This window comes from Paenibacillus sabuli, assembly GCF_014705605.1.
Taxonomy (GTDB): domain Bacteria; phylum Bacillota; class Bacilli; order Paenibacillales; family Paenibacillaceae; genus Paenibacillus_D; species Paenibacillus_D sabuli.
This window is the reverse complement of sequence record NZ_JACXIZ010000020.1, coordinates 87704-103650: the sequence shown is the minus strand read 5'-3', so window position 1 is coordinate 103650 and position 15947 is coordinate 87704. Positions and strand designations below refer to the sequence as shown.

Genomic DNA, 15947 nt, shown 5'->3' with positions numbered 1-15947 from the left:
GATGCGGTCCATACTAGGGGCAAACTGTCTGAAGGAGGCCCCGCCAAACGTGAAATGGCTGCCCGTGGCATTGACTCTCTTGCTGCTGCAACAACCGGTCTCGGTCGTCGCTGTGCAAATGAATCCGAACAAAAACGATGCTGTACATAATTGGAGGAGGAATACGATGAACGCAGTTGTCAAACGCTCGGAAACGAAGCCGGAGCACCGCTGGAAGCTCGAAGACATGTTTGCCGATCAGTCTGCCTGGGAGCGGGAATTTGCCGAAGCCAAAAAGCAAATCGGCAAAATCGCGGCGTTCCAGGGCAAACTGTCCGATCCGTCACAGCTCAAGGCCTGCTTTGAGCTCGAGGACGAGCTGTCCCAGCACGTGGAGCGCCTGTATGTGTACGCCAATATGCGTCACCACGAGGATATGGCCGAGCCCGTCTATCAGGCGCTCTCGGACAAAGCAAAAAAACTGAGCGTCGAGGCGGGCGAAGCGCAATCGTTCATCACTCCGGAAGTGCTCAGCCTGCCGGACGAGACGTTGAACGCCTTGATTGAAAATCCGCAGCTGGCGCCATTCCGTCGCACGCTGGAGGAAATGCGCCGCGAGAAGCCGCATGTCCTGTCGCAGCGAGAGGAAATGCTGCTCGCCCAGGTCGGCAATATCAGCCAGGCGCCCGGCACGATTTTCGGCATGCTCAACAATGCCGACCTAAAATTCCCTAAAGTAAAAAACGAGCAAGGTGAAGAAGTCGAGCTGACGCACGGACGCTATATCCAGTTCCTCGAAAGCAAAAATCGCGAGGTCCGGCGCGAGGCGTTCCAGGCCATGTATGCCTCTTACGGTAAATTGAAAAATACGCTCGCCTCGACCCTGAATGCGAACGTCACCAAAAATATTTTTTATGCCCGCGCCCGCAACTACCCGTCGGCGCTTGAAATGTCGTTGTTCGGCGACAACATTCCGACTACCGTGTACACCAACCTGATCGATACCATTCACAAGCATCTCCCGCTCATGCACCGCTACATGAAGCTGCGTAAAAAGCTGCTTGGCGTCGATGAGCTCCATATGTACGACCTGTTCGCGCCGCTTGTCGACGAATACAAGATGGATATTTCGTACGAGGATGCCAAAACCCGCGTTGCCCAAAGCCTGAAGCCGCTAGGCGATACGTACCTGGACGTGCTGCAAAAGGGGTTCGGCGATGGCTGGATCGACGTCTACGAGAACGAGGGCAAGCGCAGCGGCGCCTATAGCTGGGGCGCATACGGCACGCACCCGTATGTATTGCTGAACCATAACGACAACTTGAACAGCATGTTTACCTTAACGCACGAAATGGGCCACGCGCTCCATTCGTACTTCTCCGATGAGGCGCTTCCTTATCGCGATGCCCAGTACACGATTTTTCTCGCGGAGGTCGCCTCGACGCTCAACGAGGCCTTGCTCATGCACGATATGCTCGGCAACTCGACCGAAGCGCGCGAGAAGATGTATTTGCTCACCTATTACGCGGATCAGTTCCGGACGACGGTATTCCGTCAGACGATGTTCGCCGAGTTCGAGAAAATCATTCACGAAAAGGTGGAGCAAGGCGACTCGCTCACGCCGCAGGAGCTGAGCAAAATTTACTACGACCTCAACAAGCTGTACTACGGCGAGGATATGGTCGTGGACCGAGATATCGAGATGGAATGGGCCCGGATTCCCCACTTCTATACCAGCTTTTACGTCTACAAGTATGCCACCGGCTTTTCGGCCGCGACGAGCTTTGCCAAGCAGATTATTGACGAAGGACAGCCGGCGGTAGACCGTTACCTGGGCTTCTTGAAAAGCGGCGGCAGCGACTATTCCATCGACATTCTGAAAAAAGCGGGCGTCGACATGTCCTCGCCGGAGCCGATTAGCCAGGCGATGAGCGTCTTCGAGGGTCTGCTTGAGCAAATGGAACAATTAACCGGCGCAAACTAAACGCGTTTTGAGCAATCGGTTTAGGCTGTACCAAAAACCCCCGCTCTCCTCTTCACGAGGAGGGCGGGGGTTTAAAGCATCGCCAGAGGACCGCTTGCGCTGTTTCGTCCTTGATCGTTTTGACCCGGACCGATGCTAAGCGCTGCCGGCCTCGCAGCCCCGGGAGAACAATTGGACGGCAAATCGGGCACGCTCGCGCAAATCGTCCTCACTGAACGTAGGGTCCATCAAAATATCCATTTTGAACACGTCCAAAATGCCGATAAAGGATCGCGCATGAAGCTCGGCCTGCTTCACTTCATGCGCTTCCAGCATCTGCGCAAGCATCGCGTTGTACTTTCGTATAAAGCCATGCATCATCTCCATCAACCCCGCGTCGCTGTTGGGCGCGTGGAAAAAGAGCCGCGGATAATGCTTGACCTGATAATAGTACCAGAGATGATGCGAAGCAGCGCCGTGCAATTTCTCCTCCAGCGCGCCTTCTTGATGCAGCACCTCGTGCAGGCGTTCCAAGAAATGTTCGAAATCCCGTTTGGTGACCGCCATGAACAAGGCTTCTTTACTGGAAAAATAAAGATAAAGGGTGCCTTTGGCAATGCCGGCTGCATCTGCAATCTCGGACATTTTGGTCTCATAGAAGCCTGCCGTGCCGAAGACCCGATACGCCGCATCAAGAATTAATTCCAGCTTGTCTCCATGCGTCGCCGCCATCAGCGAGACCTCCTTTCCAGCCATTCATAGAGCCGGTGTGTATCTAGAATCCAGGATCGACGGCCCTGCCATCGTCCATTAGGCCGAATGCTCGCGCTGTTGCTCCTGACGGTGCTGTTTCCTGAACGCCAGCTCATAGACGACCGGCAGGAAAATGACCGTCAGCAGGGTCGAAGTCGTCAGGCCGCCTACGACCACCACGGCAAGGCCGCGGGAGATCAGCCCGCCCTCCGGCGTCGAAAACACGAGCGGAAGCAAGGCTGCGATCGTCGCCAGCGCCGTCATCAGAATCGGCCGCAGGCGCGTTTTGCCGGATTCGATCAATGCTTCGTGAATGGTCAGTCCGAGGCGACGATTCTGATTGATCCGATCCACCAGCACGATGGCGTTGGTGACAACGATGCCAATCAGCATGAGCAAGCCGATCATTGCGCTCATCGACAGCGGTTCGCGCGCCAGTACCAGACCGACCAAAGCGCCGATCGGGACAAAAAGCAGCGACGACATAATGATGAACGGCACGCGGGCCTGGCCAAAGAAAATCAGCATGGTCAGATAAACAAGTCCGATTGCCACAATCATGGCAATGCCGATATCTACAAAGGTCTGCACCGTCTCGTCGCTGCCGCCGCCCGATTCAAGGCTCACGCCATCCGGTAGATCGAGCTGCTGCACCGCTTCGGTGACCTCCGCAGTAACAGCGCGAACGTCATTGCCTTGGACCTGTCCGGACACGCGGGCATAGACGCGCTCGTTCAGCTTTTGGACCGAGGTGTATACGTCGACTTGCTCGATGTCGGCCACTTCGCTGAGCTGCACCGGCCCCTGCGGACCGAAGAGCGTCAATTGCTCAAGCGCCGACTTGCCGGCGAGCGCCTCGTCGTAGGTCAAGCGGACTTCGCGATTGTCTCCATCGAATAGCAGCTCGCCGCCCTCGACCGGCTGCGTCCGATCCGTGATCGTGCCGAGTACCATGAACGAGCTCAGACCGGCTGCTTTCATTTTATCATCACTTAGCTTGACGGACCACTGCTGCTGCTTCGCCTGCATGTTGTTCGTGACGCTCTTGAGATCGTCGCGTCCGAGCATCAGCTCCTCCACCTGCGCGGAAGCTGCCTCCAGTTGGGCCGGATCGTCGGAGAACAAATCAATATCGACGTTGTTGTTGGTCGGCGGTCCGCCGCTCGCCTGCTCTTCGACCCTCCAGGTCGAACCGGGTGCCTGCTCCTCCAAGATGGCTGCGATATCGCGATCCACCGCTGCCAGCTGGACCTCCATGTCCGCATCCTCGGCCAGCTCGATGTAATAGACCGCGCGATTCGGCTGCGCGGAGCCGGTGGCGATATCGAAGCTGCCGATCGAAGCGAAACGTTTGGGGTACGTTTCTTTCTCTTGCTCCAGCTGCTGCTCGATCGCCTGCGACACTTCGCCCGTGCGTTCCAAGGTCGCGGAAGGCGGCAGCTCCACCGTCGCCGAGATGATTTTTTGCTTCTCATTGGGCAAGAAGACAAACCCGACGTTGCTGAACTGGTACAGCACGCCCGATCCGATCAGCAAGACCAGCGCCGTCAGCAGCACCAGCGCTTTGCGCCGCAATGCAAAACGAATAATTCGCTCGTACACGCGTATATAGAACGGCTCGCGCGATTGCTCGTGCAGCTTGACGAAGGAACTGCGAGCAAGCACCGGCACAACGGTGATCGAGACGAGCAGCGACGCCAGCAGCGCCACGACCACCGTCAGCGCGAACGGCAGGAAAAACGCGCCGGTAATGCCGCCTACCAGACCCAGCGGCAGAAAGACGACGACCGTCGTCAGCGTTGACGAGAGAATGGCGCTCATCATCTCGCGCGTACCTTCTCTGGTCATTTCCGTGCGGTCGGCTTGCGGCTCAAGCTTGCGCTTGCGATAAATATTCTCGATGACGATAATGCTGTCGTCCACGACCCGTCCAACCGCCACCGTCATGCCCGCCAGGCTCATCACGTTCAGCGTGAAGCCCCACCACTTGATGAAGATTGCAGCGATCAAGAGGGACAACGGAATCGAGAGCACGGCAATGAAGGTCGCCCGGAAGCTCCGCAAGAAGATCAGGACAGTGAGCGCCGCGAACAGCGCGCCGAACAACCCTTTGGACACGAGCTCGTTGATCGAGCTTTCGATCGCTTCGGCCTGGTCGAAAATCATCACGTACTGGATGTGGTCCTCGTAGCTGTCCAGCGTCTCGATGACGCGGTCCGCCACATCGACCGTGTTGGCATTTTGCTTTTTGTTGATCAGCAGCGCCATGCTGTCCTTCGTATTGTAACGCGCCAGCTCGCTTTTTTCCTCTAGCGGGCGAACCGTCGCCAGCTCGGAAAGCCGCACGCCGGCGCCGCCGGTATTGGACGGAATGACGAGCGCCTCCAGCGCCTCCAGCGTCTGCAGCTCTTGCTCCACATGGACGGGCACGACAACTTCGTCGCTTTGCAGCGCGCCGGCGGGATAAGAGAAAAAGGCGTTGTCGATATTGTCCTTGATCGTCTGCAACGTAATGCCCGCACGCGCCGCCCCGGATTGATCGACGACGATCTCCAGATATTGCTGCGGCACGGCGGAGAGCGCGACCGAATTGATGCCCTCGATGCGCTCCAGCTCCGGCTTGAGCACCTCCTGCACCCATTGTTCGGCCAAGGCATCCGCTTGTTCCCCATTCGTGAACAAGGCGAGGTTCAGCACCGGCACCGAGCTGAAGGAAAAGCGGCTGGCGGTGGGGGTTTCGACCTCCTCCGGCAAGCCCGCATTTTGCAGCAGCCCTTCGACGTCGCGCGTCGTCTTATCCATATCCGTACCGATCGGGAAAGACAACTGAATGCGCGAGACGCTGGAGAGCGATTGACTGGTCATGCTGCTCAACCCCTCGACGCCCTTGAGCTGCTCTTCCAGCGGCGAGGTGACGCGGCGGTCGACATCCTCGGCGGACGCGCCGGGATAGACCGCGGTGACGGAAAGCTGCGGGAATTCAATATCCGGCAGCAGATCGGACTTGAGCGCCAGGAAGCTGTAGACGCCTCCTCCCATTAACAGGACGGCGATGATCATCACTGCAGCTACGTTCTTCAAGCTGAACTTCGTCAAGAATTGCATGCGCGTTCGCCCTCTCGTCGAATAAATTAAAAAATGACTGACCAGTAAGTCATTTTGGAGTATAGCGAGTTTGCCGTGCACAGTCAAGGACGCGCGCACAGCGCGTCCTTATACCGAAGGTTCCCTTTAGCGTAGTCCGTAACCCAAGCCCAACGCCAATAGCCCAGCCGCAGCCGCCGCTATAAAATTGACGGCATCGTTGGTGACCCAGCGCCAACCTCGCGTCTTGGCAGTCGGCCGCGCGCAGTGCACGACTCGCTCGGTCTGCGCCTCGCAGACGCGGCAGCGATACATCGCTTGCACGGTAGCGCCGAGCAGCGAGTCTGCAAAGCACCCGAAAAAACCGGCCGCCGCCGCAATCGGCACGAGCCAGACTGCCTGAGCGCCAAGCGCTCCAGTGCCGCTGTCCTGCCCGAACGACGCCGAAACCGGCCAGCAGCCGGCCAATATAGCGGCAACGATGCCGATGAACAACGCGCCGGCCAAGGCAGCCGCGCTGCCGAGCAGCGTGACGCCGCCGCTCGTGCCGGCCGGCACGCGCTTGCCGCCAATCAATGCGCGAGGCGTCATGCGGCTGAGCGCGCCGAGCTCAGTCGCCCAGGTGTCGGCATTGACCGCCGCCATGACGCCCGCGAACGCCGCCAGCCAGCCGCCATGCGGCCAAAGCGCGTGCGCGCCGCACAAAAGCAAGCCGAGCCCGCCGTTAGCCAGTACCTGCAGGGCATCGCGCCGCCCGCTTTTGGCATAATTCTTCTCGGCGGTTCGCTTGGCGCGATGCTTGCGCTTGTAGCGCGACCATGCTGTCGACGAACCGAAGAAGGCCAGCAGCACGCCGAACCACACCGGTCCGCCCAGTGTAAAGTAAGCGGCGCCCATCGCCGCAGCGGCCAGAGCGCCGGAGCCCGAAAGCGATTGTCGGCGATAAGCCAGTCCGGCTACCGCCGCACCGGCTGCCAAGCCAAGCACAAGGCGAAGCACCCAGGAGTCTGTCAGATTCACGCGTTATGCCGCCCCCCTTCCATCTCCGATTGCGTCTATTGCTTCCCTTATTGCCGCTAAATGACGCTATTGCCGTCTGCGCGTAAAAAAGGGCCGCCAGATGGCGGACCGCCGCGCCGTCGAATCCGCTCCATGCAACACCGCCAGGCCATAACGCGCCGGGTAATTGGTGCAGAGCATCAAGTCGCGCTCCAGCTGCGCCAAACGCTGCAAATGCGCGGCACTGTTCACCGTCCAGATCATGACCTCCACGCCCGCCGCACGCAGCTCGTCTAGACGCGCCGAAGCCACGTGCTTGTAGCTGAGCGAGAGAAAGGTCGAGTCCAGGTCGCGCAGACGTGCCGTCAAATCCGGGGGCGGCTCGCTGACGATCCAACCGGTCCGCACAGATTCGCTATGCTCGCGAACCAGACGCAAGGCCCGTGCGTCAAACGATGTCACGATGGTATCGTGCTCCAGCCCATGCTTCGCCAGCATCGGCACGACCTTGGCCGCCAGCGCCGCGGTGGAATCGGCGTACGTTTTCAACTCGATGTTGAGCCGGCAACGCCCCACCGTCGCTTGCAGCACCTCCTCCAAGGTCGGGATGCGCTCGCCTTTGAACACCCGGCCGTACCAGCTGCCGGCATCGAGCCGGCGCAGACGTTCCAGCGTCATCTCCCGCACCTTGCCGCGTCCGTTCGTCGTACGATTGACCGTCTCGTCGTGCATGACGACCACCTCGCCGTCCGCAGTGAGCTGGACATCCAGCTCGATCCATTGGACGAACGGATGCGCCAGCGCGCGCTGAATCGCGGCCATCGTGTTTTCCGGCGCTTCTCCCGAAGCGCCGCGATGCGCGCAGCATTGCATCATCCGAATCCCTCCTAAACTATCCCGTCGCCCCGCTCGCGGCCAGCGGCGCTCCGCCGGTATCGCGCAGCGTGCCGTCCGCCTCGACTGCGACGCCGAACGAGATTTGCTCGAGCCGCTTCAGGAGCAGCTCGCCCTCTTCATTGTCCATGGGCGCGGGCCGGGACTGCTCGGCGAGCATCGGATGGAAGCGCAGCTCGCAGTCGCCCGCAGCCGTACAATGGGCATCCAGCACGCCGGTCTCCGCCGACCGTTCGTACCGGGTCATATTGAAGATAAAGTTGCCGAGGCTATAGGCGATCCATTTGCCCTTGTAGCGTTCGAAGCCTTGCAGCACGTGCGGATGAGAACCAATCACGAGATCGGCGCCCGCATCGATGTACTGGCGGGCGAAGTCGCGCTGATACGTTTCGGGCCAATCCGCTTTTTCCTTGCCCCAATGGACCATGACCACGACCAAGTCGGCCTCTTGGCGCACCCGCTCAATCGCCGCCAGAGCCCGCGTCGTATCATACGTCTCGGCTACGCCGATTGTGTCCGGTCCGGCCTTCCAGCTGACCTCCGGGACGACGCGGCTCAGTCCGAGATACGCCACCCGCAGTCCGTGCGCGTCGAGCAGCACGGGAGTGAACGCCTCCGTATCGTCGCGGCCCGCTCCGACATGCGGTATATCCGCGTCGTCCAGGTGCTTCATCGTATCCAGCAGACCTTCTACGCCCTGATCCAGCGTATGATTGTTGGCCAGACTGACGACGTCGAAGCCGGCCTCTCGCAGCGCCGGAAGCGACTCCGGCGAGCCCTTGAACACAAACGACTTGTTCTCCGCGGCTACGCCGCGCAGCGTGATCGGATTCTCGAGATTGCCGGCGGTCAGGTCCGCTCCTTGCAAAAAAGCGAGCGCGCCCTCGTACGGATAAGCATAGCCCTTGCTCCGCATCGTCTTGTCCACCGAACCCGCCAGCAGCAGATCGCCCACGAAGGCCAAGTGAACGTCGCGCGCTGCCTCGTCCGGACGCGAAGACGGCGGCTGCTCGCCGCTCTCCTGCGAATCGGGGCCCTGGCTCTCTTCACCTTCGTTCTCCGGCGCAGATGACCCCGACTCCGTATTTTGCAGTTCGTTTTGATCCGGCGCGTACGCAATCGGCGGTGCTTTCTCCCAGGGCCATACGAATGATTCACTTGCCCACAGCATACCGCCAATGGCAACAATCAGCAAGAGCAAGAGCAAATTAAGCGTCACCCGCCGCTTCAAGCGCCGTTTGCGTCGCGCTTTTTGCTGCTGGTGCTGATCCGATCTGGATAACGTCATGAAGGCGTGACTCCTTTTGCATTCCGATGATTACTCCACCTTATAGGACGTGACAGCCGGCAAAAGGTTGCAACCGCTGCTGCCACGCACCTGGAACACCGGTGCCGGGCCGTGTCGATCCAAAGGGACACGAATCAGGCAGGTTCTCAACATGAGAGCCTGCCTGATTCGGGATTAAAATGCGAGGCGGCCGCGCTCGCGCAAGCTAGGGGCGAGTGCAAAGCTACAAGCCATTCAGCCGGGCAAGCAAAGCGGCGGCCGCTTCCTTGCCCTGGCGTATACAGTCGGCGAGACCGACGCCGTCAAACGCGGCGCCGGTCACCCACAGCCCGGGCAGCTCCTGCGCCAGCCGGGCACGCATAGCCGCCGTCTGCTCGACGTGACCGACGGGATACTGCGGCATCGAGCGGCGCAGCCGCGTGATCTCGGCAAAAAGCGGATCGGCGTCAATGCCCATGATCTCGCGCATATCGCTCCGCACCCTGGCCACCAGCTCGTCGTCGTCCAGCTCCACCGGCGCCTCGTCTCCTGCCCGTCCGACATAGCAGCGCAGCAGCGCCTTGTCCGGCGGGCTCGAATGCAGCCACTTGGCCGAGGTCCACGTGCACGCTGTAATCGTACGCCCCTCGGTGCGCGGCACGAGGAAGCCCGAGCCGTCGAAGGCGTCGCGCAAGGCGCGCGTCCGGTCGAAGGCGAGCACGACATTGGCGACCGAGACGTAGCGCACCGCGTCCAATGCAGCGGTGTCCGTCAGCGGCCGCAGCAGCGCTGCTGCGGCCGGCGCCGGGGCCGTCAGCACGACGGCATCCGCTTCCAGGCGTTCGCCGCCCTGCAGCTCCAGCTCGTATGCGGACGCGGTGCTGCGCCGAATCGCTTCGACCCGGCACGCCAGCCTGCGGCTGAGCCGAGGCATGGCCGCCTCCAGCGCTTCGACCAGCGAGCTCAAGCCGCGCCGGTAGGTCAGGAACAGGCTCCCCTTCAACGCATCCGGCAGGGTGGGCTGCGGCGGCGAGACCTTGCGGCTCGCCTGCATGCCGCGAATCAGGCTGCCGTGCCGCAGCTCGGCGTCGCGGAATTGCGGGAAGGTCGCACGCAGTCCAAGACCGCGCAGATCGCCGGCATAGATGCCGGCCAGCAGCGGCTCGGCAATCCGCTCCATCGCTTCCGCCCCGATACGGCGCTCGAGAAAATCGCCCACCGACTCGTCCGTATCTCCGGGCTGCGGCGGCAGCTCCAGGTCCTGCAGGACGCGCGCCTTGCCTGCCTCGGTCAGCAGCTCCGAGCGTCCGAAGGCCTCCAGGTCGGTCGGCACGCCCAATACGAGCCCGGCCGGCATCGCATGGAGGCGGCCGCGATTGTAGATGTACGTCTTGCGCGCTTCGGGATTGGTGCGTACGAGCTCGCTCGTGAGGCCCAGCTCCTCCGCCAGGTCGAGCATCGGCTGCTTGCGCGCCAGGAACGAATCCGGGCCCTTCTCGATCACAAAGCCGTCCCGCCGCAGCGTCTCGATCCTGCCGCCCAGCCGCTCCGATGCCTCTATGAGCGTAATCTCCACGCCGCGCCCCTGCTCCTGCGCCATCCGCTGAGCGTAATAGGCCGCGCTCAGGCCGGTCAGACCGCCGCCGACGACCGCCAGACGCCACGGGCGTCTTGCCGCGCCGGTCATCCCTGCCCCTGCGCTTCCGCCGCTGTGCGGGCCTCGGCGGCTACCGATTCGGCCAGCGTCTCGAGATAGAGCGGGTCGGTATTGAGCATCTCGATCCGCTCGAGCTGCAGGCCGAGGCGCTCGGCGACCTGCCTGGCCTCGAGATCGATATCGTACAGCACCTCGAGATGATCGGAGACGAAGCCGATCGGCGCCGACAGCACTCGCGCCGCGCCTTTGCCCTGGAGCTCCCGCAGCGAATCGAGAATATCCGGGCCGAGCCAAGGCTCGCGGGTCCGTCCGGCACTCTGCCATGTGAACGACCAGTTCGTCACCCCGGCGCGATCGGCAACAGCCGCAGCGGTCTCGAGCAGCTGGCGCGGATACGGGTCGTTCATCTCGGTGATGCGGGCCGGCAGACTGTGCGCGCTGAAGAGCACGTGCACCTCCGCCGGCGCGGTGTCCGCTCCGAAGCGGGCGAGCCCGCGCTTCACGCGATCGGACAAGGCCAGCAGCAGCTTGGGGTGCAGATGATACGACTCGACGAAGCGTATCTGCAGCCCGAGCGCCTGCGCCTGCTCCTCCGCTCGCTTGATGTAGCTGCCGACGCTCATGACCGAATAATGCGGTGCGAGCACGATACCGACCGCCTCCCGGATGCCATCGTCCGCCATCCGCTGTACGCCGTCCTCGATATAGGGCCGCGCATGCTTGAGTCCCTGATAGCAGACATAGCGTCCCGGGTCCACTTCGTCAAGCGCCGCTTGCAGACCGGCCACCTGACGATCGGTATTGGCGCGCAGCGGGAAGACGCCCCCGACGATCGCCTCGTACCGACTGCTGAGGTCCTGCAGTTGCTCCGGCGTCGGCGGGTGGCCGCGCCGGATGTGCGTATAATACGTCTCGATGTCGTCCATGCTCTCGGGCGTGCCGTAGGACATCACGAGCACGCCGATCCGGTTGTCAGCCACGCTGTCCCACCTCCTCGCTGCGCCGAGCCAGGGCATCGGACGAGTAGCGATGCACGTAGCCCGTGAGCTCGCGCAGCTTGTCGAGCGACGCCTCGGGGAACAGGCCGTGCCCGAGATTGAAGATGAAGCCCGGCTCCTGCATCCCTTCGTCCAGGATGCGGCGCGCGTGCTCCTCCAGGGTCGCCTGCGGCGCGGTCAGCACGAGCGGATCGAGGTTGCCCTGGACCGCCGTCCGGCCGCCGAGCCTGCGGCGTCCCTCCGCAATCGATACCCGCCAATCGAGCCCGATGACATCGGCCCGGACGCGCTCCAGCGTCGGCAGCAGCTCGCCGGAGCTGACGCCCGGAAAATAGATCTTGGGCTGCGGCAGATCCGCCAGCTCGTCGAAGATCCGCTCGATCGTCGGCAGCACGTACGTCCGGAAGTCGTGCGGCGCCAGCGCGCCGACCCAGCTGTCGAACAATTGGAACGCCTTGCCCCCGGCTTCCATATGCTTGCGCAAATAAACGATAATCATGTCGCCCAGCTTGTCCATGAGGGCATGCCACAAGGCCGGCTCGCTGTACATCATTTGCTTGGTGAGCCGGTAATTGCGCGAAGGACGCCCCTCGATCAGATAGCTCGCAATCGTAAACGGCGCCCCGGCAAAGGTGATCAGCGGCACCTCCAGCGCCTTGTCCAGGATGCGGATCGTCTCCAGCACGTGGCCCAGGTCGCCCTCGACGTCGATCGGACGGAGCCGCTCGATATCGGCGCGGCTGCGGATCGGATTGTCAATGACCGGACCGACGTTCGGCACAATATCAAAATTGATGCCGATCGAGGCGACCGGGTTCATAATGTCGGAGTACAAAATCGCCGCGTCGACGCCCAGCTTGCGGACCGGCATGAGCGTCACCTCCGCCGCCAGCTCCGGCTGCTTGCAGATCTCAAGCAAGGAATAGCGTTCTTTGATCTTGCGATACTCGGGATCGTAGCGGCCGGCCTGGCGCATGTACCATACCGGCACGCGATCAACCTGCTCGCGCCGGCATGCCCGGATAAAACGGTCGTTGTAGGTCATGCTGGTCCCTCATTTCTCTCGTTTTCCCTATGCTACCATTATGCCCTTTTTGAGAATCGCTAACAACTGCCGGGCCTTTCGCGAGTATGACAATAGTTTGACAATCGATGGAATTGAAGTATGCTAGTCAGAGAAGAGCGCGCAGCGGACAGCGCGGCGCGCACACGGGAAGGCAGGCGCAGCATCGATGGAACAGTGGAAAGTGAATCTGGCGGTGTTATGGTGCGGACAATTTCTCGTTTTGGCCGGGATGACGATGATCATCCCTTTTTTGTCGCTCTATTTGCAGCAGGATCTCGGCCTGACGGACGAGCATGAGATTGCGACGTGGGCCGGCGTCATCTTCGCCGGCAATTTTGTGACTTCCTTTTTGTTTCAGCCGCTCTGGGGCAAGCTGGCCGACCGTTACGGGCGCAAGGTCATGCTGCTTCGATCCGGCTTTGGCATGGCCATCGTCATTACGCTCATGGGCTTCGCGACCTCGCCCTTGCACTTGCTGCTGCTGCGCATGCTCAACGGCACGATCTCGGGCTTCAGTCCGGCCTCGATCTCGCTCATCTCGGCGACCACGCCGAAGGATCGCGTCGGCTTCGCCATGGGGACGTTGCAATCGGGCAGCATCGCCGGCACGATCCTCGGACCGTTCATCGGCGGACTGATGGCCGATGCGTTCGGCTTTCGGCCGATTTTTTACATCACCGGCGCCTTGCTCTTCTCGGCATCGCTGCTGGCGCTCTTGACTGTCAAGGAGCCTTTCGATCGCAAGGAGGCCGCCCGCGCTCCGCAGGTGTCCGTCCTGCAGGGCCTGCGCGAGCTCAATCATGTGCCGCAGATCAACGCGCTGCTCGCGGTCACCTTCTTGATTCAATTCGCGATGCTGGCGCCGATGCCGCTCATCCCGCTGTATGTGCAGGAGCTGCACGGCTCGACCGAGAATCTGGCCTTCCTGGCCGGCTTCGTCGGCTCGGTCACCGGCCTCTCGAATATGATCGCCTCGCCCCTGCTGGGGCGGCTCAGCGACCGCATCGGGCCGCATCGTATTCTGGGCGTCGCGCTGGTCGGCGCGGGGCTGATGTTCATCCCGCAGGCGCTCGTCGGCTCGGTCTGGCAGCTTCTCATTTCGCGGTTTTTGCTCGGCATCTTCCTCGGCGGGCTCATCCCGACGGTCAATGCGCTGATCCGGCTCCATACGCCGGACGGGATGGAAGCGCGGGCCTACAGCTTCAATACGAGCATGCTGGCGCTCGGCAACATGAGCGGACCGATTATCGGCGGGCTGCTCTCGGGCTGGACCGGCATCGAGGGCGTTTTTTACCTCTCGGCCTTCTTGCTGCTGCTCAATGCGCTTTGGGTCAGACGCTCACTCTACGACCGCAAGCGCCAGTCCGTCGTAGGCGGGAAGTAGCGTGCTGAGCAGCCGCGGATCGGTCGCCATTCGCTGATTGAATTCGCGCATCGCCAGGACGGACGGGCCCTGGCGCTCGGGATCGGCGACGCGGCCTCTGAGCAGCGTGTTGTCGCCGGCGATGATCGCTCCCGGGCGCGCCAGCTTGATCGCCCAGTCGAGATAGACCGGGTAGCTCTCCTTGTCCGCGTCGATCAGCACGAAGTCGAAGCGCCGCCCTTCGCCGGCGAGCTCGGCCAGCGACCGGCGCGCATCGCCGATCCGGTACGCGACGCGCGCGCCCAGTCCGGCCGCCTCCAGATGGCGCCGTGCGACCTCGGCGTAGCTCGCTTCCAGCTCGAGCGAGGTCAAGGTGCCGCCCTCCGCCAGCCCGCGCGCCAGACAGATGCCGCTATAGCCGCCGAGCGCGCCGATCTCCAGCGCATCCCGCGCGCCCGCCAGCTGGACCAGCATCGTCAGCAGCCGCCCGTAGCCGTCCGCGATCGAGATATCCGGCATGCCGGCCTCCTCCAGCCCCCGCCGCACCCTATCCAGATCCGGATCGGCCGCGTAGAGACCGGCTGCATACTGTTCATTCGTCTGCATCGTTTGAACCCCTCTCTCTTATCGCCTATAATGATAGCATCCTTATCGTAACGGAGTGAACCGATTCATGGCAACTGATCTTACCCTGATCGCGACCTGCCCGATGGGGCTCGAAGCGATCGTCGCCCGCGAGCTGGCTGCGCTCGGCTATGCCGACACCCGCACCGACAATGGACGCGTCTCGTTCCGCGGCGGCCTGCTCGACATCTGCCGCACCAATCTGTGGCTCCGCACCGCAGACCGCATCCTGATTCATATGGGCTCGTTCCCGGCGCATACCTTCGAGGAGCTCTTCGAGGGCACCAAGGCGCTGGACTGGCCGGCCTGGATTCCCGAAGACGGCGTCTTTCCCGTCGACGGGCGCTCGCACAAGTCGCAACTCAGCAGCGTCCCGGCTTGTCAGAGCATCGTCAAAAAGGCGATCGTGGAGCGCATGAAGGCGCAATACGGGCACGAGTGGTTCCCCGAGGACGGCGCGCGCTACGCAGCCGAGGTCTCGCTGCTGGGCGACATCGCCCATCTGACCCTCGACACGACCGGTCCGAGCCTGCACAAGCGCGGCTACCGCCTGCAATCGACCGAGGCCCCGCTCAAGGAGACGATGGCCGCCGCGCTCGTGCTGTTGAGCCGCTGGCGTGCCGAGCGGCCGCTGTACGATCCGTTCTGCGGGTCCGGCACGCTTCCGATCGAAGCGGCCATGATCGCCTGGAATCTCGCGCCCGGGCTGCGCCGCACTTTCAGCAGCGAAGCCTGGCCAATCATTGGCGAGGCGCTGTGGGAGCAAGCGCGCGAGGAAGCCTACGATGCCGTCCGGGACGACACGCCGCTCGACATCGCAGGCTCGGACATCGACAGCGAGGCGATCGCGATCGCCGAAGCGGCAGCGCGCAAGGCCGGCCTCGGCCGCGAGCTGCGCTGGGAGGTGCTCCCCGCAGCCAAGATCGCGCCCGCAGGCCGCTTTGGCTGCATCGTCACCAATCCGCCTTACGGCGAGCGCCTGGGCAACGATCGCGAGGCCGAGGCGGCCATCCGTCAGCTGAGCGCGTCAGCCGGCCGGCTCGGCGACTGGTCGGTCTTTGCGATCAGCCCGGACAAGTCGTTCGAGCGCGTCTACGGCCGTCCCGCCGACAAGCGGCGCAAGCTGTACAACGGACGGATCGAGTGCCAGTTCTATCAATTTTTCGGCCCGCTCCCGCCGCGACCGCCCAAGCAATCTGCGGCAGGCGAACCTTCCTAGACCGTCCTTCCGGGCATAGACAAGGACCGTCCCCTCTTCCGTTCACTACAGAAGAGGGGGACGGTCCTTGTTGGGCATTGC

At 62.2% G+C, this 15947-nt stretch carries 12 protein-coding genes; 3 read left to right on the top strand and 9 right to left on the bottom strand.

What is annotated here, in order from left to right:
• Positions 1-166: 166 nt before the first annotated feature.
• Positions 167-1963 (top strand): oligoendopeptidase F, encoded by a 1797-nt coding sequence (gene pepF / locus IDH44_RS12555; RefSeq protein WP_190918248.1) that lies wholly within the window; start codon positions 167-169, stop codon positions 1961-1963.
• 135 nt (positions 1964-2098) lie between these two features.
• Here the strand turns inward: pepF and IDH44_RS12550 are convergent, their stop codons facing one another.
• The 8 genes from IDH44_RS12550 to hemE form a co-directional block, all read right to left on the bottom strand.
• On the bottom strand, positions 2099-2674 hold the full coding sequence (locus IDH44_RS12550; protein WP_190918122.1) for a TetR/AcrR family transcriptional regulator: 576 nt from the start codon (positions 2672-2674) through the stop codon (positions 2099-2101).
• A gap of 78 nt (positions 2675-2752) precedes the next feature.
• Positions 2753-5800 carry an efflux RND transporter permease subunit gene (locus IDH44_RS12545; protein ID WP_190918121.1) on the bottom strand — a complete coding sequence of 1016 codons (3048 nt, stop codon included), beginning with the start codon at positions 5798-5800 and terminating at the stop codon, positions 2753-2755.
• A 126-nt stretch (positions 5801-5926) separates the two neighbouring features.
• Positions 5927-6799, bottom strand: coding sequence for a DUF92 domain-containing protein (locus IDH44_RS12540; protein ID WP_190918119.1), 873 nt, complete (start codon positions 6797-6799; stop codon positions 5927-5929).
• A gap of 66 nt (positions 6800-6865) precedes the next feature.
• Positions 6866-7654, bottom strand: a complete 789-nt coding sequence (locus IDH44_RS12535) for a glycerophosphodiester phosphodiesterase (protein WP_190918117.1) — start codon at positions 7652-7654, stop codon at positions 6866-6868.
• Positions 7655-7670: 16 nt separating this feature from the next.
• A complete protein-coding gene (locus IDH44_RS12530; RefSeq protein WP_190918115.1) occupies positions 7671-8960 on the bottom strand; it encodes a CapA family protein in 1290 nt (429 codons plus the stop codon).
• Between the two features lie 223 nt (positions 8961-9183).
• Positions 9184-10626, bottom strand: coding sequence for a protoporphyrinogen oxidase (hemG, locus tag IDH44_RS12525; RefSeq protein WP_190918114.1), 1443 nt, complete (start codon positions 10624-10626; stop codon positions 9184-9186).
• Positions 10623-11576: a ferrochelatase gene (gene hemH, locus IDH44_RS12520; RefSeq protein WP_317890171.1), complete on the bottom strand. Its 954-nt coding sequence runs from the start codon at positions 11574-11576 to the stop codon at positions 10623-10625. Before hemH ends, hemG begins: the two co-directional genes overlap by 4 nt.
• Positions 11569-12639: a uroporphyrinogen decarboxylase gene (gene hemE, locus IDH44_RS12515; protein ID WP_190918112.1), complete on the bottom strand. Its 1071-nt coding sequence runs from the start codon at positions 12637-12639 to the stop codon at positions 11569-11571. Before hemE ends, hemH begins: the two co-directional genes overlap by 8 nt.
• Positions 12640-12826: 187 nt before the next feature.
• On the opposite strand from hemE, the gene IDH44_RS12510 reads away from it, so the two are divergent.
• On the top strand, positions 12827-14044 hold the full coding sequence (locus tag IDH44_RS12510; protein WP_190918111.1) for an MFS transporter: 1218 nt from the start codon (positions 12827-12829) through the stop codon (positions 14042-14044).
• On the opposite strand, the gene IDH44_RS12505 is transcribed toward IDH44_RS12510, so the two are convergent.
• Positions 14000-14629 (bottom strand): O-methyltransferase, encoded by a 630-nt coding sequence (locus IDH44_RS12505; RefSeq protein ID WP_190918110.1) that lies wholly within the window; start codon positions 14627-14629, stop codon positions 14000-14002. The two genes, IDH44_RS12510 and IDH44_RS12505, sit on opposite strands and share 45 nt — an antisense overlap.
• Positions 14630-14696: 67 nt before the next feature.
• Here IDH44_RS12505 and IDH44_RS12500 point away from each other — a divergent pair, with 67 nt between their 5' ends.
• Positions 14697-15866, top strand: a complete 1170-nt coding sequence (locus IDH44_RS12500; protein WP_190918109.1) for a THUMP domain-containing class I SAM-dependent RNA methyltransferase — start codon at positions 14697-14699, stop codon at positions 15864-15866.
• Positions 15867-15947: the final 81 nt, after the last annotated feature.